General features: G+C 38.0%; 16 protein-coding genes. 8 read left to right on the top strand and 8 right to left on the bottom strand.

From position 1 onward, the window contains the following. Positions 1–95: 95 nt before the first annotated feature. From BW946_RS00515 to nhaA, 5 genes are all read left to right on the top strand, one after another. Positions 96–1,982, top strand: coding sequence for an AMP-binding protein (locus BW946_RS00515; protein WP_076594305.1), 1,887 nt, complete (start codon positions 96–98; stop codon positions 1,980–1,982). 61 nt (positions 1,983–2,043) lie between these two features. Continuing rightward, positions 2,044–3,951, top strand: coding sequence for an acetate--CoA ligase (gene acs, locus BW946_RS00510; RefSeq protein WP_076594304.1), 1,908 nt, complete (start codon positions 2,044–2,046; stop codon positions 3,949–3,951). 214 nt (positions 3,952–4,165) lie between these two features. Further along, on the top strand, positions 4,166–4,531 hold the full coding sequence (locus BW946_RS00505; protein WP_076594303.1) for a hypothetical protein: 366 nt from the start codon (positions 4,166–4,168) through the stop codon (positions 4,529–4,531). 110 nt (positions 4,532–4,641) lie between these two features. Continuing rightward, complete coding sequence (locus tag BW946_RS00500; protein WP_076594302.1) at positions 4,642–6,852, top strand: RelA/SpoT family protein; 2,211 nt, start codon at positions 4,642–4,644, stop codon at positions 6,850–6,852. Between the two features lie 2 nt (positions 6,853–6,854). Further along, the gene (gene nhaA, locus BW946_RS00495; protein WP_076594301.1) at positions 6,855–8,033 is read left to right on the top strand and encodes a Na+/H+ antiporter NhaA; all 1,179 of its coding nucleotides are present in this window, start codon (positions 6,855–6,857) and stop codon (positions 8,031–8,033) included. On the opposite strand, the gene BW946_RS00490 is transcribed toward nhaA, so the two are convergent. Further along, the gene (locus tag BW946_RS00490; protein ID WP_076594300.1) at positions 8,030–9,043 is read right to left on the bottom strand and encodes a YihY/virulence factor BrkB family protein; all 1,014 of its coding nucleotides are present in this window, start codon (positions 9,041–9,043) and stop codon (positions 8,030–8,032) included. The genes nhaA and BW946_RS00490 overlap by 4 nt on opposite strands. Positions 9,044–9,470: 427 nt before the next feature. Between BW946_RS00490 and BW946_RS00485 the strand changes: the two genes are divergently transcribed. Continuing rightward, positions 9,471–9,944 (top strand): 23S rRNA (pseudouridine(1915)-N(3))-methyltransferase RlmH, encoded by a 474-nt coding sequence (locus BW946_RS00485; protein WP_076594299.1) that lies wholly within the window; start codon positions 9,471–9,473, stop codon positions 9,942–9,944. 165 nt (positions 9,945–10,109) lie between these two features. Here the strand turns inward: BW946_RS00485 and BW946_RS00480 are convergent, their stop codons facing one another. The 4 genes from BW946_RS00480 to BW946_RS00465 form a co-directional block, all read right to left on the bottom strand. Beyond that, the gene (locus BW946_RS00480; RefSeq protein ID WP_076594298.1) at positions 10,110–10,562 is read right to left on the bottom strand and encodes a tRNA (cytidine(34)-2'-O)-methyltransferase; all 453 of its coding nucleotides are present in this window, start codon (positions 10,560–10,562) and stop codon (positions 10,110–10,112) included. Positions 10,563–10,631: 69 nt separating this feature from the next. Next, entirely contained in the window at positions 10,632–11,444 is an 813-nt protein-coding gene (locus BW946_RS00475; RefSeq protein ID WP_076594297.1) for a tetratricopeptide repeat protein, read from the bottom strand. Then, on the bottom strand, positions 11,441–12,007 hold the full coding sequence (locus BW946_RS00470) for a phosphatase PAP2 family protein (RefSeq protein WP_076594296.1): 567 nt from the start codon (positions 12,005–12,007) through the stop codon (positions 11,441–11,443). The genes BW946_RS00475 and BW946_RS00470 overlap by 4 nt, the downstream gene beginning before the upstream one ends. Positions 12,008–12,009: 2 nt before the next feature. Continuing rightward, on the bottom strand, positions 12,010–12,351 hold the full coding sequence (locus BW946_RS00465; RefSeq protein ID WP_034696279.1) for a Sec-independent protein translocase subunit TatA/TatB: 342 nt from the start codon (positions 12,349–12,351) through the stop codon (positions 12,010–12,012). A 303-nt stretch (positions 12,352–12,654) separates the two neighbouring features. On the opposite strand from BW946_RS00465, the gene BW946_RS00460 reads away from it, so the two are divergent. Next, positions 12,655–13,602: a hypothetical protein gene (locus BW946_RS00460; RefSeq protein ID WP_076594295.1), complete on the top strand. Its 948-nt coding sequence runs from the start codon at positions 12,655–12,657 to the stop codon at positions 13,600–13,602. Positions 13,603–13,674: 72 nt separating this feature from the next. On the opposite strand, the gene BW946_RS00455 is transcribed toward BW946_RS00460, so the two are convergent. From BW946_RS00455 to secD, 3 genes are all read right to left on the bottom strand, one after another. Then, entirely contained in the window at positions 13,675–14,478 is an 804-nt protein-coding gene (locus BW946_RS00455; protein ID WP_076594294.1) for an arylamine N-acetyltransferase family protein, read from the bottom strand. A gap of 106 nt (positions 14,479–14,584) precedes the next feature. Continuing rightward, positions 14,585–15,844 (bottom strand): TCR/Tet family MFS transporter, encoded by a 1,260-nt coding sequence (locus tag BW946_RS00450; RefSeq protein ID WP_076594293.1) that lies wholly within the window; start codon positions 15,842–15,844, stop codon positions 14,585–14,587. A gap of 183 nt (positions 15,845–16,027) precedes the next feature. Beyond that, positions 16,028–18,937: a protein translocase subunit SecD gene (gene secD / locus BW946_RS00445; protein WP_076594292.1), complete on the bottom strand. Its 2,910-nt coding sequence runs from the start codon at positions 18,935–18,937 to the stop codon at positions 16,028–16,030. A 216-nt stretch (positions 18,938–19,153) separates the two neighbouring features. Between secD and BW946_RS00440 the strand changes: the two genes are divergently transcribed. Beyond that, positions 19,154–20,521, top strand: a complete 1,368-nt coding sequence (locus BW946_RS00440) for a PQQ-dependent sugar dehydrogenase (protein ID WP_076594291.1) — start codon at positions 19,154–19,156, stop codon at positions 20,519–20,521. The last annotated feature ends 31 nt before the right edge of the window (positions 20,522–20,552 follow it).

The following is a 20,552-nucleotide window of genomic DNA, read 5'->3' as shown; positions in this document are numbered from 1 at the left end:
TTGCTTCGCCTTCGGCTAGCAATAACACAACTACTTACCCTTGTCAAGGTTTAAAACCTTGACAAGAGTATTAAACGAAACATACAACTATTTACATGGAAACAGATACATTATTTAAACAAAGTATAGAAAACAAAGAAGACTTCTGGAAAAAACAGGCAGCAGAAATCAAATGGTTTGAATTTCCCCAACAAATTCTTTCCCATGGTGAAAACGATTACCCACAGTGGTTTTCAGACGGAAAGCTCAATATGTGTTACTTATGTATTGACAAACACATTGAAGACGGATTTGGAGATCAGGCTGCCATCGTTTATGATTCTCCCGTAACCCATCAAAAGAAAACCTATACTTTCAACCAGGCAAAGGAGGAAATTGCAAAACTGGCGGGCGGATTGGCCTCTTTGGGATTAAAAAAAGGAGACACCGCGGTCATTTATATGCCTATGATTCCACAGACTCTTTTTGCTATGCTTGCATGCGCTAGAATCGGGGTTATTCATAATGTGGTTTTCGGAGGGTTTGCTCCTCATGAGCTTGTTGTAAGAATTGATGACTGTAAACCTAAAGTTTTGATCACCGCTACAGCGGGAGTAGAAATCGCCAGGAGAATTCCTTATCTGCCACTGGTAGAAAAAGCAATTGAACTGGCACAGGATAAAGTAGATAATATTATAGTATACAACAGAAAACTGGTCGATAATAAGGATGAAATGTTTGAAGGGCTAATCGATTATGAAGAATTAGTAGAAAAGTCAGCTCCCGCAGACTGTGTTTCTGTAGAATCAACTCATCCGCTTTACCTTCTTTATACCTCAGGAACTACCGGAAAGCCTAAAGGCATCGTTCGTGATACCGGAGGTTATGCCACGGCATTACAATTCTCAATGACTTACGTCTATGGTGTTGAGCCGGGAGAAACGTATTGGGCTGCTTCAGACTTCGGATGGGCTGTAGGACATAGTTTTTCTGTGTACGGACCATTAATCAACAGAAATACGACTATTATTTTTGAAGGTAAACCAATCATGACTCCTGACGCAGGCACTTTCTGGAGAATTATTTCAGAATATAAAGTCTCTGTAATGTTTACAGCACCTACTGCGATCAGGGCTATAAAAAAAGAAGATCCTAATGGAGAACTGGTAAAAAAATACGATTTAACCCATTTCAAAAAGCAGTTTCTGGCCGGGGAAAGATGTGATGTGGCTACTTTGGACTGGTTTGCAGAACATATCGGTGTTCCGGCAATAGACCACTGGTGGCAGACAGAATCCGGCTGGCCAATGCTTGGATTACTGACGCATGACGACAGCTATCAGATTAAAAGAGCTTCTGCAGGAAAACCAGTTCCGGGATATGATATTAAAATATTTGATGAAACCGGATTTGAGCTTGATCCTCACCATGAAGGCTATCTGGTGATCAAACTTCCTCTCCCACCCGGCGCGATGCTTGGAATATGGAAAGACTACGCCCGTTTTGAAAGCAGCTATCTGTCTCAGTATAAAGGATATTATTTTTCAGGAGATGGTGCTATTCAGGATGAAGACGGTTATATTTTCATTACAGGAAGAGTGGATGATGTGATCAACGTGGCAGGACACAGGCTTTCCACTTCCGAAATGGAGGAAATTGTTTCCTCGCATCCGGATGTCGCAGAATGCGCTGTGGTAGGTATTGATGACGACTTAAAAGGACAGATTCCTTTTGCTACGGTGGTTTTAAAGAACGGTTCAGCGATCTCTGAAGAAGATATTGAAAAAGACATTATTCAGATGGTTCGCAACAAAATCGGAGCAGTAGCTTTTTTAAAAAATGTAATGGTTGTCAAACGCTTACCCAAAACAAGATCCGGAAAAATTCTAAGAAAGTTGATAAGAACATTGCTTGACGGCAAAGATTTCCAGATCCCGTCCACCATTGATGATGAAAAAATTATTGATGAAATTCAGGGAAAAATTGAGGAATACAGGGCTTAAACCAGAAATTAAACATAAATTTAAAATATAATAAATTCAAATTTCAAAAAACAAAAGGGATATGAGAAATTACCTGATAGAAGATTTACCACAATATTTTGAAGACTATAAAAAGTCTATCAAAAATCCTAAAAAGTTCTGGGATAAGGTAGCGGATCAGAACTTCGTGTGGTACCAAAGATGGAGCAAGGTTGTTAAGTACGACATGAATGAAGCCAAGATTACCTGGTTCAAAAATGCGAAACTCAATATTACCAAAAACTGTATAGACAGACATCTTACCATAAGAGGAGAAAAAACAGCAATCATCTGGGAACCTAATGATCCCAAGGAAGAAGCTCAGCATATTTCCTACCATGAGCTGTATACGCGTGTTAATAAAACAGCCAATATTTTAAGGGATATGGGAATTGAAAAAGGAGACAGAGTCTGCATTTATCTTCCAATGATCCCTGAACTGGCTGTTACGATGCTTGCCTGTGCAAAACTGGGTGCCGTACATTCTGTTATTTTTGCAGGATTTTCAGCTTCAGCAGTTGCATCAAGGGTCAATGACTGTGAAGCCAAAATGGTCATCACATCAGATGGAAGCTACAGAGGAAATAAAGTTCTCGACCTGAAAACGATTGTAGATGATGCGCTTGAAAAAACACCGACAGTTGAGAAAGTTCTTGTTGTAAAGAGAACCCACAACGAAATTACAATGAAAGAAGGAAGAGATTACTGGATGGCCGATCTGTATGAGAAAGCTTCTCCTGATTTCGTTACTGTCATTATGGATTCTGAAGATCCGCTTTTCATTTTATATACTTCCGGATCTACAGGAAAGCCCAAAGGAATGCTTCATACCTGCGCCGGCTATATGGTTTACACCGCTTATACCTTCAAAAATGTCTTTAATTATAAAGAAAATGATATTTACTGGTGTACCGCAGATATCGGATGGATCACCGGACATTCCTACATTCTTTACGGACCATTATTGAATGGAGCTACCACTGTAATTTTCGAAGGAGTTCCTACGTATCCTGAACCAGATCGTTTCTGGGAAGTGATTGAAAAACATAAAATCACTCAGTTTTATACCGCTCCTACCGCTATCCGCTCTTTAGCCAAAGAAAGTACAGAATGGGTAGACAAACATGATTTAAGCTCTCTGAAAGTGATCGGATCTGTAGGAGAACCTATCAATGATGAAGCCTGGCACTGGTTCAATGATCATGTCGGAAAGAAAAAATGTCCGATCGTAGATACATGGTGGCAGACAGAAACAGGAGGAATTATGATTTCACCACTTCCTTTTGTAACCCCAACCAAACCAACGTATGCTACTCTTCCACTTCCAGGCGTACAGCCAGTTCTGATGGATGATAAACGAAATGAAATCACAGGAAACCAGGTAACCGGAAATCTTTGTATCCGTTTTCCATGGCCGGGAATCGCGAGAACCATCTGGGGCGACCACCAAAGGTATAAAGAAACCTATTTCACCGCATTTCCCGGGAAATACTTTACCGGAGACGGTGCATTGAGGGATGAAGTTGGCTATTACAGAATTACGGGCCGCGTAGATGATGTGATCATTGTTTCAGGGCACAACCTTGGGACAGCACCTATTGAAGACAGTATCAACCAGCATCCGGCTGTTGCAGAATCCGCAATTGTAGGATACCCTCACGATATCAAAGGAAATGCGTTGTACGGCTATGTAATGCTTAAAGAAACCGGAGAAGGCCGTGACAAAGAAAATCTGAAGAAAGAAATTAACCAACTGATTTCAGATCAGATAGGTCCGATTGCGAAACTGGATAAAATACAGTTCGTTTCCGGTCTTCCGAAAACACGTTCCGGAAAAATTATGCGTAGAATATTGAGAAAAATTGCAGAAGGCGACTTCAGTAATTTTGGCGACATCAGTACGCTTTTAAATCCTGAAATTGTAGAGGAGATTAAAAACGAAAGAATTTAAATCTAATCAATTTTTTAACCAATAGAAGCCCTGAAAGTCATTTTCGGGGCTTTTTATTTATAGAACAATAAAAAGAATAAAGCAAATAATCATTCTTAAACATCACCCTTATCTATTAAAAACAGAATATTTATTAACAAATTTTATTGGCTAAAATGCAGTGATAATCAGAAAATTATTAGTAACTTTAAGGGTAACTTAAAACCAATTAACTATGTCACATATATTAGCTGGAGTATTTGATTATCACAGCGACTACAAAAAACTGGAAAGTGATCTGGAAAATTCAGGATTTGAAAACTCAGATTACATGATATACCTTAATGATGGTTCCGGTAATTCCCAATATCTGGCAAGTGTTACCGTAAATGATATCAATCAGATTGACCTTGCACGGAGCGCATTTATTCAGAATGCAGCATTGAAATCGTATCTGTTCGAAAATATGAACATTAATGAAACCAATTATGATACGATTAAAAGGTATATTGATGCAAGAAACAGAGCTGAAATTCATAACAGCCCGGAAATTAAAATCAAAACATCAAGCGATGGTATGAATTCTGAAGTGAAATTCTAATCGATATAAAAATCTAATAACCGAAGATCCGTAGTGTACACTGCGGATCTTTTATGTTTGAAAAAACTAAAAATTTTCGTATTTTCGTCTAATTATAGGCATACGCACAAATGAGCTACGATTTAGAACAAGAGAATAAAGAGATCCTTGCCAGATATAAGGATCTGATTTCTAACACATACAGAACATTGGATGAGGAAAACAATAAGCTCATCCGAAAGGCATTCGATATCGCACTGGATGCCCATAAGGATCAAAGGAGAAAATCCGGAGAACCTTACATCTACCATCCTATTGCTGTTGCTAAAATTGTAGCAACAGAGATTGGCTTGGGTGCTACTTCTATTGCCTGTGCGCTTTTGCACGATGTGATTGAAGATTCTGATTACACTTACGAAGACCTTAAAAAAATATTCGGAGAAAAGATTGCCAATATCGTGAATGGACTGACCAAAATTTCCATCATGAACCACCAGAATATTTCTGTGCAGTCTGAAAACTACAGAAAACTGTTGTTGACATTATCCGAGGATTTCAGGGTGATTCTGATTAAAATTGCAGACCGTCTCCATAATATGAGGACTCTGGAAAGCATGGCTCCGGATAAGCAGAAAAAAATTGCTTCGGAAACAGTGTATATCTATGCTCCCATGGCTCACCGTCTTGGATTATATAATATTAAATCTGAGCTGGAAGATCTTTCCTTAAAATATAACAGTCCCGAAGTATACAACGAGATCACAGAGAAATTGGAACTGGCCAAGGAAAGCCGTGAAAGATATATCGAAGAATTTAAGAAGGAAGTATCCGAAAGACTTAATGAAGAAGGCTTAAACTTTAAAATCAAAGGCCGTGCTAAAGCTATTTCTTCCATTTACAGAAAGATGCTGAAACAGGGGGTTTCCTTTGAAGAGGTATTTGATAACTACGCCATTAGAATTATTTATAAATCTGATGCGAAAAATGAAAAATTCCTGGCGTGGAAGATCTACTCTATCGTTACGGATGTATACCACAGTAACCCTTCCAGAATGCGTGACTGGATTACGCAGCCCCGTTCCACAGGATACGAAAGTTTACATTTAACCGTTTTAGGACCGGATAAAAAATGGATTGAAGTACAGATCCGTTCCGAAAGAATGGATGAAATTGCTGAAAAAGGAGTTGCTGCACACTATAAATACAAAGAAGGGTACAAACAGAGTTCTGATGACAGAAATTTTGAAAGGTGGGTAACCGAGATCCGTGAAGTACTTGAACAGCAGCAGAACCTTTCCACTTCGGAACTTTTGGACAATATTAAGCTTAACCTATATTCCAAAGAAGTATTTGTCTTTACGCCAAAAGGAGAAATTAAAATCCTTCCGACTAATGCTACTGCTTTAGATTTTGCCTTCTCTGTTCACTCTGATCTGGGAATGAAATGTCTGGGAGCTAAAATCAACGGAAAACTGGTTCCTATTTCTTACATTCTTCAAAACGGAGATCAGGTAGACATCCTGTCTTCCCAAAACCAGAAACCTAAATCAGATTGGCTGGAATTCGTTGTGACTTCGAAAGCCAAATCCAAAATCAAGGGTTATCTGAACTCTCAGAAAAACCAGCTGGTAGAAGAAGGAAAAGAAATCCTGCAGAGAAAGCTTCGTCATGCGAAAATCAATTTTAATGATGATGAAATTAATAAACTTCAAAAATTCTTTAATTTAAAATCATCTCAGGAGCTCTTCCTTAAATTCCAAAGTAATGAACTGGATGTAAGCAGCCTGAGAAAATATATAGAAAGCAAAAACGTATTCAATAACTTACTTTCAAGATTCAGAAAATCACCTAATAAAAGTCAGCATTTTGAGGACCTTAAAGAGGAAAACCTTGACATGATTGTCTTTGGAAAGGATGAAGAGAAACTTAACTACACCTATGCAAAGTGCTGCACAGTAATTCCGGGAGACAAAATCTTCGGATTTATTACGATCTCAGACGGAATAAAGGTACATAGTGACAACTGTCCGAATGCCATCAATCTGAGAGCACAGTATGATTACCGCGTCATTCCTGCCAAGTGGGTGAATGCGGAAAGCTTCATGAACAGAGTAAAAATTGAAATTGAAGGACTTGACAGAATGGGGATGATTAATGATATCACAACGGTCATCAGTGGAAGTATGGGGATGGATATGAAAAGTATGTCTATTGAATCCAACAATGGTGTTTTCACAGGAAATATCAACCTCGAAGTCAAAAATAAAGGTCAGCTGGAAGAGACCTTTAAAAAACTTAAAAATATTAACGGAGTTTCAAGAGTGAGACGAGTACAATCATAAACATGAATTTATCCCTTTATTTTAAAAATTTTTTCAACAACAGTCAGTCCTCAGGAATTATTCTTATTTTCTGTGTACTGATTTCATTGCTTATTGCCAACTCATCTGCCGCAGAGGACTTTCAGCTTTTTTTAAACCAGAAAGCCGGCACTCATCTTTTTGGATTGGAATATCCTATCAGCATCTGGATCAATGACGGACTGATGGCTGTATTTTTCCTTCTGGTAGGCCTTGAAATAAAACGTGAACTTGTAGAAGGTGAACTTTCATCTTTTAAAAATGCTTCCCTCCCTATTTTTGCAGCCGTTGGCGGAATGCTTGTTCCTGCTGTAATATACAGCATTTTCAATACAGGAACGGAATACAGCAATGGCTGGGGAATTCCTATGGCAACAGATATTGCATTTTCGCTGGCTATCATTTCGATGTTAGGTAAAAAGATTCCTAATTCTATTAAGATATTTTTGGCTGCATTAGCTATTGTAGACGACCTGGGAGCTATTTTAGTAATTGCGATTTTCTATACAGAGCAAATCCACTGGAGCTATCTCCTGTTATCTTTCGGGGTAACAGCCTTACTTTTTATGTTAAACTTTTTAAAAGTAACAAAAACTGTATTTTATATCATTCCGGGATTATTTTTATGGTATTTCCTTCATCATTCCGGAATTCATGCTACGATAGCAGGTGTTGTGCTTGCTTTTTCAATTCCTACGAATGCTTCCAATGTAGAAATCTCACCATTAGAAAAACTGGAGCATCAGCTTCATATCCCGGTAAGTTTTCTGATCATGCCGATATTTGCTTTAACGAATACCAATATCACTTTTTCCAGTGAAATGGTAGCAGGAGTCACAAGCACATTAGGATTGGGAATTATCTGTGGACTGGTATTAGGTAAACTGATTGGTATCAATTTATTTTCATTGATTGCCATCAAATTAAAACTCAGCTCACTGCCTCAAAATAGCAACTGGCTTCAGATGTTTGGTGTAGGATTACTAGCCGGAATCGGGTTTACCATGTCTATTTTTATTGCATTGCTTTCTTTCAAAGGAGAAATTCCGATTCAGGATGAAGCGAAGTTTGCGATCCTGATTGCGTCCTTTATTGCTGCAATTGCCGGATTTACCATACTAAGTGTAAGCTCAAAAGAAGATCCTGAACTGGAGGAGAATTAATCTTTCTTCCGGTTCTCCATTTTTCTTTTGTGTTCCTCATGATTATCAAAGTCCGGTTCAGTAATCTGAGCATGATATCCTGAGGCTTCTTTCCGGATCTCATCAGACAGCAGTTTTTCTATTCTGAGCTTTCTGATCGCCATATTCAGTTCATTCCCGAATAAAAGAAGATATACATTTACATTCACCCAAACCATCAGTAGAATCATACTGCCAATGGAGCCGTAAAGTACATTATACCGTGCAATATCCTTTACATAAATGGCAAAAATATAAGTAGTAGCTACAAACAGTACCGTGGTCAGAATTGCTCCCGGAACCGCCTGCCGGAATCTTGTAATCTTAACAGTTCCCAACCAGTAAAATAGCGTAAGAAGTATAAAATAAAAAAGCGGGAAAGAAACAAATCCGATAATTTTGGATAAGTTATCTACAAGCCATGAAACATCGTAAGCAGGTTTAAAAAGCTTCATTACCACCTCTGTGTAATACACTCCGAAAAGGGTTAAGAAAACGATAGTGATAAAGCCTATGGTGATAAAGAATGAAAGGATAAACTCCTTTACATCACTTAATTTTTCATCTGTATTCTCATTAAACCCGTTAATCAGGGAAAATGTACCGTTCGTAGCAAAAATAAGGGCCAGAAGAATGGTCAGGTTGCTGATTCCTTTCATATTCGGAATGATATTGCTTACGATATACCCTTTTACATCTCCTTCCATATTGGATGGAAAAACATTATGCAGCAGCACATCAAAAATATAGAACTGAAGCTCATCATATAGCGGCATATGAGGCAGTACAGAGAGCAAAAAAAGGATAAAAGGAAACAGACTTATGGTAAAGCTCCAGGAAATAGCCGCTGCTTTTCGCCCTATTTTTCCTTTAAAAATCCCGGAGATATAGATCTGAAACATCTGCCAGAGTGATATTCCCAAAACAGGAATATGAATGCTGTCGAAAAACTCTTGAATCTTTAAAATAAATCTGGGAACCTTTACACTCATCGATCTGTTTGTCTTTATACAAAGGTAGGGGAATTAAATTAAATAGGAAAAAGATAGAACGGAATTAGGCTGCAGATGATAGATGTCAGGGGTAGCAGGGATCAGGGAATAGCTATTTCTAAGAAAATATCAGATTCAGGTTATAGACTTATCCCTTGAATTAATACTCGATATTAATCATTAACAAAGGTATTTATATTCATAACCCTTCGACAGGCTCAGGGTGACAACCCGAATACCAACCGAAGTTTTTCAGACATTATCAGGCTGAGCCTGTTGAAACTATTATTAATAAAAGGGATCGTTGAATCAATTTATTAACCCTTACCTTTAAAGAACTGCCAACAAAATAACCCTGAAATCTCAAAACTTTGAACTTTGAACTTGCCGTATGAAGCCCTATCTTTGCCCTCTGAAACTTCTTACAATGCGAATCAGTTTACTTTGTATCGGTAAAACAGATGATAAAGAAATAGCCTCTTTAATCAATTATTATCTCAACCGTTTACCCAAACACTGGAATTTTGAAATTACAGAAATTCCGGATGTAAAAAATGCCAAAAACCTATCTCCGGACCTTCTTAAAAAAGAAGAAGCCAAGTTATTTGTAAACCATATTGATAAAAACGACCTGGTTGTGATTCTTGATGAAAGGGGAAAACAGTTTACCAGCCGCGAATTTTCCCAGAAAATTGATACCTGGATGAATTCTTCTGTAAAAAAAGTACATATTCTGATTGGAGGAGCTTATGGTTTTTCTGAAGAGATCTACAGCAGAGCCAATGAGAAAATGTCTTTATCCAAAATGACGTTTACCCATCAGATGATCCGCCTGTTTATTGTAGAACAGCTTTACCGTGCCGACCAGATTCTGCAGGGAAAACCTTATCATAACGATTAAAACAAAAGAGGCTGTCTCAAAAGTCAAATAATTTGGCTTTTGTCATTCTGACAAAGGAAGAATCTCATTATAACCAAAAGTATGGGATTCTTCATTACATTTCTGAACTACGTTCGCAGACTTTCAGTCTGTGTTCAGAATGACATTTTTGAGACAAACTCTTTTTTATTTCAGGCTGATCTGCCTCTTTGCTTCACCCACTACAAAAGCAACGGAATTGGCAATATTAAAGCTCCTGATAAGTTTCGACATAGGAATGGTTAAATGATTTTCAAAACGGTCTAAAACCTCTTTACTCAATCCCACACTCTCCTTTCCGAAAACTAACCAATCTCCGTCCTGAAACTCAGTTTCAAGATATGATTTTTCAGCATGTGAACTCATTAAAAACACACGGGACCGATCAGGAATATTTTTAGCCCATTCTTCCACATCTGCATATTCAGAAACATCAAGATGTACCCAGTAATCCAATCCGGAACGCTTCAGGTTTTTATCATTAATTACAAATCCAAAGGGATGAATCAGGTGTAATCTGCTTTCGGTTCCTACACATAATCTTCCGATATTTCCGGTATTATTGGGTATTTCAGGCTCTACAAGAACAATATTCAACATCTCTCTCTATCTCTTTATTCGTTTTTTAGTATGGATTTATTTATATGATCTGGATTGGAATTTTGTAATTTATTTCTTTACACATTTAGCATAAGCATCTGTCAGCACTGCTTTTTCATAGCCTAAAGCTACAGCCTTATCAAGATTTTCGCAGGCTTCCTTAATTTTGGAAGTATCGAACAGGATCATTGCTTTGCTCACATAAGATTGTGCAAATTTCGGGTCTATGGAAATTGCTTTATTGGCATCCGTAAGCGCTTCCTTGTATTTTTTCATTTTAAAATAAACATCTGCACGACCATTATAAAGCAATGATTCCGGTTTTTCGGAAAGAAGTTTATTATAATCTTTTAAAGCTCCGTCCAGGTCACCATTATTTTTTTTCAGATTGGCCAGCCCTGTCTTCGCAAAAAGATTATCAGGAGCAAAAGTCAGAATCTGATTAAGATCTTTGATGGCAAGATCCTTTTTTCCCTGACTGTCGTAAATTTTGGAACGGGTAAGATACAGATCCGGAGTTTCAGCATTCACCTGAAGTCCTTTTTCTATATATTCCAGCGCTTTTACCTTATTTCCTTTCTGACTGTAAAGTGATGAAAGATTGGCATAAACGGAAACAGACAAGGGATTGGCTTTCAAAGCAGATTCATAGGATTTAAAAGCCTGAGTGGTCTTTCCAAGCCTTCTCTGAGCTGTACCCAGATAATCGTAATATTCTGATTGAAATTTTTGGATCTGTTCTTTTTCTGCCAGTTTTAAATATTGCTCTTCTGCACATTTATAATCAGCTTTTTGAAAGCATTCTTCAGCCAGTTTTTTATCCTGGGCATAGAAGTTAATTGAGAAACAGAGGGAAGTTACTACCAGTAAAGTTTTTTTCATGAATTTATAGTTTGTTTGTTGATGACTTTTTTGGCGAGTGCACCAAATATCACTCCCAATAAAGATCCAACAAACGCCCCCACCAAAATATCTATCGGGAAATGCACTCCTAAATATATACGGCTGTAGGAAACCACTATAGCCCATACAAATATAGCATATGGAAACCATTTAAGCTTATTTTTTAACAAAATACTTAAAAAGGATGCCAAAAAGAATGTATTGGAAGCATGAGCAGAATAAAACCCAAACTGTCCACCGCATTTCACAATTCTCATATGATGTTCCAGAGTAGGATCATGACAAGGTCTTAACCTCGCCACACCATATTTGAAGACACTGGCTAACTGATCAGAAACCGTTGCTCCAATAGCCAGAAATATAAGGATAAAAACTAATGATCTTAGTTTGTGGTTTTTGTATAAAAAATAAAGAAATATAATATAAAGAGGCACCCAGATCCAGGTACTGGAAATCAGCATCCAGAACTGATCGAAAGATGAATCCCCCAAATTATTAAGGTAAAGAAATACCTTCTTATCTTCCTGAATGATTTCCTCCATGATTATCTGCTTACAGGTCCTTCGTAAGTCTCATCATCTGCAGGTTTCGGTTTTGGAGGCTCATTGGAAGCCACTGAAGAAGGTTCCGTCAGAATATCTTTCTGGATATCATTCATCGGGTTGAAATCCTTTGCAGCATCTTTTACCTTCTCAATCTCACGCTTGATTTCAGAAACAGGATTATCTGTTTCTTTCATGATTTCGGTTTTAATGTCTTCCACTGCCCCACGCATCTTTCTAACGCCTGCACCTAAGTCACGCGCAATCTGAGGCAGTTTATCCGGACCGAATAATACAACGATTGCAATGGCAATGAGTGCCATTTCTCCAATGCTTAATTCCATGTTGTAAAATTACAAAAGATTATTGCATTTATGGACTGTAAACTAAAAATTTAAACAAATTTTAAGATTTTATAAAGTTCTGGGGATTTCAGGTACGAGTTTAATTTGTTGCTGTTTTTTGGGGTGTTGCAAGTTTCGGGTTACTCATAACCTTAAACTTTGAATCTTAAACTCTCAAACTCACCCCTAATTCCTGCTACCTTTCACCTACTACCTATTAGTTAATAAATATTTAATTCAAAATAATGAGAATTACACAACAATTATGTATATTTATGATACACAACCAAACAAATATTAATTATGAAAAAACTAGTGACTACTTTTAAAGTTTTCGCCGTGCTTTCGGTAATGGCACTTCAAGGCTGCCAGAATGAAAACAATGAAATGAATCAGCAGGAAATGGTTCAGGCTAAGACAGCCATAGATGAGCTGAAAAAAGAGATTACTCCTTCTTCTTCTCAACTTGTTCCTGAAGCAGTACAGCTTCAACTGAATGAATCCACCAAAAATCTTGAAACTTATTTAAAAAATGATTTACAGATTGTGGGAGTGGCTGTATTGGGGAAAATTTCAACCCAACAAGGGGTAGAACTGTCTAAAAAACTGATTACGGATAAAGATCAGTTCATTGCTTCCGGAAATATTATGGATCTATCCTCTGTAAAAATCGGAAAAATTGGAGATTTGTATCATGGTGAGGATTTAACAATCGCCCAACAAGGATTAAAAGAAGCCATCACCGAAGAAGTAAAACCAGGTACCCAGGTTATGGAAGTAACATGGAACGGCAAAAGCGGGAAATTTACCACACTATGTTTTTATGGTGATTCAGGAATCATCTGGGACAATATCTTCGGAGGTCTTGTGATGATGGATACCCGTGGAAGTTCAGAAGCGTCTAACAATCAGGCTTCAAAAGTGGTTTCTACATGGTATAAACAATGGTGGACAGCTAACTGGCTATGGGGATCTAAGCGAGGTGAAGCAGGATATCAGATTACCATTTATTATTCAGGGTCTACGGTGTCCAATGCAGATGTAAGTGACTGGGGATATATCAGTTTAGGAAAAGCAAAAAGCGAAAGTAAAATTACCAAAAAAACAGGCGCTTACGGGCAGTGCCGTTATGCACTGGGACTTTGTACTCCTACAGGTTCTTTGAGCTTTAATTCTACTAATTTCTCTGTATCATTCTCCGGATTAGGCAGTAATATTGTAAGTAACGGGACAAAATCCCTTTATCCATAATTTTCATAAAAATCAGATTTTAATCAAAACGGGAAGCTCGCTGAGCTTCCCGTTTATTATATTTTATAAGTCTTACCAGATTCTGATTTTTGACTTCAATGCTTCTATTGCATTTTCGTTAAGTCCGAATGTATTCATTAATATTTCGTAGAGCTGTATATCATTTTCTATCGTTACAGCTTCTTTTTCACCATCAGCGGATCGTATATTCAATACATGATCCGTATAGGTATAGCGGGCATTTTCATCTACTTTCGAAAGAATCAGCCTGTTCTTAAAATGAGAGTCCGGATGAGTAGACAGATACCAGTTGGAAATATCGAGATCAATGGGTTCTACATGTTCGGGAATAAACCTGTACACCGGAAGCCACTGCTCTTTCCACATCCAAAGTGTATACGTTTCTTTTTTATGAGAAACTTTAAATATTCCGTTGGGTGTTTGCTGCTGATCTTCTTTGTTTAAAAGTATAGGCGAAGTAAGTGTAGCTGTTCCAAATCCGCAATCCACCACATAATGCACTCCTTCAAAATCAACAATAAGCAAGAGATGGGTTTGTGCGGCAATACTGTCTTCCTGTCTTCCCCACACTACTCTTCCCAGCTGGAGCTTTACATGGAATCCCAATGTTTTTAAAACTTCACTTAAAAGCAGGTTTTGTTCATAGCAATATCCACCTCTGGATTCAATAACCAGTTTTCTGAAAACATCATCTGAATGCAAAGAAGGAACAATTCCCGTATAGGAATCAATATTCTCAAAGGGAATATGCTTGGGATGGAGCTGATGTATCTTTCTCAATGTCTCCATGCTCAATTCCGGAGTTCCGGAGAAATGAATCCGTTCCAAATACTTTTCAAGATCCGATGTATTCATAAATTGATTTTTACCTGTTTCAAAAATGAGTAAAACGATTTCACTCGTGTAAAATTATGGAAAAATGTAACTTAGAAATCACCTATAGCACATCAATAGAACAAATCTATGGCTTGTGAAAATCCTTTTCCGAGGTTACATCAACTGAATTTTTATTTCTTTTCTGAAAAGCAGCATAAGTAATCACGACACTGACTGCCATTAAAATAAATGCTAAAAAGAAAGGCGCACCGGAAAATTTGAACGGCGCTTCATCATGCGTGAAATAGTAAAACAAATTAGTCATCATGGGTGGCCCGATAATGGATGTAGCACTCATTAAACTCGTTAATGCTCCCTGAAGTTCCCCCTGTTCATTGGAAGGAACACTTTTCGTGATAACAGATTGTAGAGCTGGTCCGCAGATTCCTCCTAAACAGTAAGGTACCAAAAATACAAACATCATCCAGCCTTCCGAAGCAAAGGCAAACAACAGCATTCCCACAGCATAGAAAGCCAGCCCGTAATAAATACTTTTTTGCTCCCCCAACCTAGGTGTCGTATATCTGATAAGTCCTCCCTGTACAAGACCAACCAACAAACCTACTACTCCCAATGAGATTCCCACCATTCTTTCTGTCCAGCTGAACTTATACATTGTAAAAAAGCTCCAGTTACTCTGTACGGCATGCCCTGCAATATAGATTAAGATCAACGAAGCGATCAAGCCTGAAATTTCAGGATGCTTACCTAAAAACTTAAATGAACCTATAGGATTGGCACGTTTCCACTCGAATTCTCTTCTTTTATCTTTATCCAGACTTTCAGGAAGGATGAAATATCCGTACAGGAAATTAAGCAAACACAAGCCTGCTGCAGCATAGAAAGGAACTCTTGCACCATAATGTCCAAGAACTCCGCCCAGAACCGGTCCAATGATAAATCCCAGACCAAAGGCAGCCCCTATCAGTCCAAAATTCTTAGCCCGGTCTTCATCTGTAGAAATATCGGCAATGTAGGCACTGGCCGTGGTGACACTTGCTCCTGTAATCCCAGCAATAATCCTTCCCAAAAACAACCACCAGATTGTGGTGGCCAGTGCAAGGAAAATATAATCGATTGCAAATCCGAAAAGGGAAATCAGAATAATGGGTCTTCTCCCGTATTTGTCACTAAGGTTTCCTACTAACGGAGAGAATATAAATTGGGTAAATGCATAGGCAAATCCAAGCCAGCCGCCATACTTTGCAGCTTCACTGATATCTGCATGAATAAGTTCCTCAATTAATTTAGGAACAACAGGAATGATGATACCCCAGCCTGTAATATCGATCAGTAAAGTAATAAATATGAAGCCAATAGCCGCTTTTTTCTTTGAATTTTCCATGATGGTGCAAAATTAATCAAATCTGAAAAATAATGATTCTAAATTATGGATAGTTAATATGAATACTAAAAAAATGTAAAGCCAACATGATAATGAATAGCTACTCGTTATTTTTTTGACTTTAACTTTAAAAAAAAGGCCGTCTCTTTCGAAACGGCCTTTACTAATTTATTGTAGTTTGTATTACTTTGAAGCAAGCTCTTCTTTTGCAGAAGTGGATTTTCCATGTACCTCTTCTTCTTTTCCTGTTTTAAGGAAATCATAAGCAATTGCAGACGCAACAAAGATGGATGAGTAAGTACCGAATCCAATACCGATTAACATCGCAAACATGAATCCTCTTAAGTTATCACCTCCGAAAATGAAGATCGCAAGGATCACCAGAATCGTAGTGAATGAGGTGTTGAATGTTCTACCCAGTGTACTTGAAATAGAGTCATCAAACAGACCTGCCAATGTTAAAGATTTTTTCTCTCTCAGGTATTCTCTGATTCTGTCGAAAATAATTACGGTATCGTTGATTGAGTAACCCAATACTGTAAGGATCGCAGCGATGAAATCCTGATTGATCTCCATGTTAAACGGCATGTATTTGTGAAGCAATGAATAGGCTCCCAAAATAATTACCGCATCGTGGAATAGAGCAGCAACCGCTCCAAGAGAGAACTGCCATTTTCTAAATCTTACCAGGATATAGATGAAGATCATTGCTAATGCTGCCAATACCGCATAGATACCGTGAGTCTGGATATCATCAGCAACAGAAGGTCCTACTTTCTCAGAAGAAACAATTCCTGCGTGGTCTTTATCAGCAGATTTGAAATCTTTCAATGTAGTTCCTGCCGGTAAGTTTGATTTTAAGCCTTCAAATAATTTCTGCTCGATAATCTGGTCAGCTTTCAAAGATTCATCTTCGATAAGGTAATCTGTAGAGATCTTTAATTGTTTGTTGTTTCCGAAAGTTTTAGCTTCTACAGAAGAGTTTTTACCATCTTCAGTTTTGAATAATGCTACTAACTTTTCTTCAACATCTTCAGCTTTTACATCTTTATCAAATCTAACGACATAGTTTCTACCACCGGTAAAGTCGATACCGTATTTGAAACCGTGTGTTGCGATAGAAATAATACATACAACTGTAAGAACAGCAGAAATGATGTAAGCATATTTTCTCTTTCCGATGAAATCGATCCAGGTATTTCTGAACAGGTTCTTCGTTGCCGGAGTCCAGACAGAAAGTCCTTTTCCTTTATTTAATCTTGAGAAGATCATTACTCTTGAAAGCAATACAGACGTGAATAATGTCATTAAGATACCGATCATCAACGTCAATGCAAAACCTTTGATAGGTCCTGTTCCGAAGAAGAACAATACAACTGCCGTTAAGAAAGTAGTAGTGTGACCATCAATAATCGCATTTAATGCATGTTTGAAACCATCTTTGTAAGCTTCAAGAATACTTTTCCCGGCGAATAATTCTTCTTTGGTTCTTTCATAAATGATAACGTTCGTATCGACCGCTACTGCCATCGTAAGAACAATACCCGCGATACCTGGAAGCGTAAGGGTAAAGTCTCCCGAATCCATGATACCGAAAATATAGAATAAGTTGATCACCATCGCAATTACCGCATATACACCAGCTCCACCGTAGTAGAAAATGATATAAACGATGATAATCGCAAATGCAATGATAAACGACATTAAACCAGAATCAATAGCCTCCTGTCCTAAAGACGGACCTACAACTGTAGCCTGAACTACTTTTGCACCTGCAGGCAATTTACCAGCACCTAATACGTCTACCAGTTCTTTAGCTTCCTCCTGAGAGAAGTTACCAGAGATCTGCGTTCTACCGTTAGGGATAGCACCTACAACGTTAGGAGCTGTGTATACTCTGTTATCAAGAGTTACTGCAACCGGTTTTCCAACGTTTTTCTCAGTAAGTGTTTTCCATTCTTTAGCTCCTTTAGAGTCCATCTGCATGTCTACCACTACTCTGCTTAGTTCATCGTAGCTGATGTTTGCAGTTTCCACAGCACCGTCTACCGGAGCTTTTTGGTTGATGTTACCTCTGATCGCGTACAATACTAAGCTTTCAGCATCTGTAGATTCAGGTTTGTAACCCCACATGAACTGTGTATATTTAATGTTAGCCGGACGTAAAGACTGCCCTACTTTGCTGTTTAAAATTTTGTTTACAACAGCAGTATCAGATAATTTTACGTTAGCAACACCATTTGTTCTTAATTTGTCAAGCTGTAAAAGGCTCATGAAGTTCACATTCTTTGCAACTCCCATAGAATCTCCTTTTGTAGCAACCATAGTTGTTAAAGTCTGGAAATAAGGGGCAATTTCAGGAACCTGCTGTACTTCCCAGAACTGAAGTTTTGCAGAAGTCTGAAGCATTTTCTTCACTTTATCGATGTCCTTCATACCAGGCATTTCTACAGAAATTCTCGCAGTACCAGGTACTCTCTGAACGTTTGGCTGGATCGCTCCAAGCTTGTCAATTCTCGTTCTGATTACCTCGAAAGCGGTTCCTACAGATGCATCGATTTTTCTTTTAACAATGCTTTTTACCTGATCATCAGGCGTATTGTACTTTACCTCAGTAAGGGTTGTATTTCCGAAAATTTCCGGATCTGCCAACTTAAGGTTTGCACCTTTAGCTTTGTTAATTACATCGAACTGCTCGAAGAAGTTGTCGATGTAAGGTTTAGTAGAATTCTTCTGTGCTTCATCCGTTTTGTTTAAAGCCTCAATAAGGACAGGATTGGTAGAATAATTGGTTAAATCATTCACAAGATCTCTTTGGTTGATCTCCAAAAGAACGTTGATCCCCCCTTTCAGGTCAAGACCAAGTTTCATTTCCTTGTCTTTGGCTTTAGTGTAATAAAGTTTTGTGAATCCTAAGTTCAAAGTATCCTTAGAAAGTCTTGCGATTTCTTTTTGATACTTCTCCGGATTGTCTCCTGCAATAGCAGTTGCCTGCTTTTCAATTTTGCTGGCGTACCATGTTGGTAATAGCTCGTTTAAGCAAATCAACCCTAGTACAATAGCGACAATTGTAATAAGTCCTTTTCCTTGCATTTTGTTATAACTACGTTAAATTAAGTCGGCAAATATAATGATTTTCTTGTATTTTATGAATTTTTAACAACAGAAATGGTTTATTTCCAGATATATTGGCATCGTGATTTCTATTTAAGATTTAACAATTTTTTCATACTATCATCATGAAGTCTTCAAAATCGATTGGTATAAAATTTTCATTTACTTCCTCAACACACTAAATTTCAAAATATTATGAAAAAACTATTTTTTTGCATCAGCATTTTTTCTTCCTTAATTGTTAATTCTCAAAGCATTAATTTGGAAGAATTTGTGACAGGACTTACCAGCCCTGTAGAGATTACGAACGCCAACGACAGCCGCCTTTTTGTTGTACAGCAGAACGGTATCATTAAAATTATTCAACCCAACGGGACTATTAATACCACCAACTTTCTGAATATCGGATCAAAAATTACTTTCGGCGGTGAAAGAGGCCTTCTTGGTCTTGCATTTCATCCTCAATACTCTGCGAACGGGTATTTTTTTGTGTATTATAACAATCTTTCAGGCAATATTATTGTTGCCAGGTACAGCGTCAGTTCAACAGATCCAAATGTAGCCGATCCTGCGTCTGAAAAAATACTGTTGAATATTCCCAAGCCTTTCGACAATCATAATGGAGGAAGCATTCATTTTGCTCCTGACGGAAAACTCTGGATCATCACCGGAGACGGAGGAAGTGGCGGTGACCCGAATAATAACGCTCAAAACAAAAATTCACTACTGGGAAAAATGCTGAGAATAGATGTAGATGCTACCGGTCCTTACAATATTCCGCCTGATAACCCTTTTGCAGGAGCAGGTGTGGATGGCTCAGACGAAATTTGGGCTTATGGTCTTAGAAACGGATGGAAATTTTCCTTTGATCTTACAACAGGAAATGCTATGATTGCAGATGTGGGACAGGGAGCAATAGAGGAAATCAACAAAATGCCCATTACTACTGCCGGATTAAATTATGGCTGGCGCTGCTATGAAGGAAATAACACCTACAATACCACAGGATGTGCAGCACAGGCTACAATGACTTTTCCTATTGCGGTATATGATCATTCGGGAGGAAAATGTTCCATCACGGGCGGTTATGTATACAGAGGAACTCAATATCCTGCATTGCAGGGGAAATATTTCTTCGCGGATTACTGTTCTACCCAAATCGGAGTTCTGGACACCAATAATGCCATAACATGGACTTCTCCTTATTCCGGAAACAACTTTTCTACTTTTGGAGAGGACTATCAAAAAGGATTGTATGTGGCAGCCGTCAACAGCGGAAAAATATTTAAAATTTCAACAGGCACTTTAGGCACTCAGGAAAACACTTTAGGAAGTATCAAAGTTTACCCCAACCCTGCTTCAAAAGAAATTTTCATTGATGGCGTGAAGGATAAAAAAGCAACGTTGGAAATCATCAGTGCAGAAGGGAGAAAAGTATTGGAAACAGATCAGATCACTAGCAGTAAAGGCATCAATATTTCAGGAATACCTGCCGGAGTATATTTTATCAATCTAAAATCAGGGGAATTAAAATCTTATAGCCAGAAATTAATTATTAAATAATAGTCTTTGTAGGCGCAAACGAAACACTATG

Source organism: Chryseobacterium sp. RU33C, from assembly GCF_900156015.1.
GTDB lineage: Bacteria > Bacteroidota > Bacteroidia > Flavobacteriales > Weeksellaceae > Chryseobacterium > Chryseobacterium candidae.
Note: the sequence above shows the minus strand (reverse complement) of the source record. Positions and strands in the feature narration are given on the sequence as shown.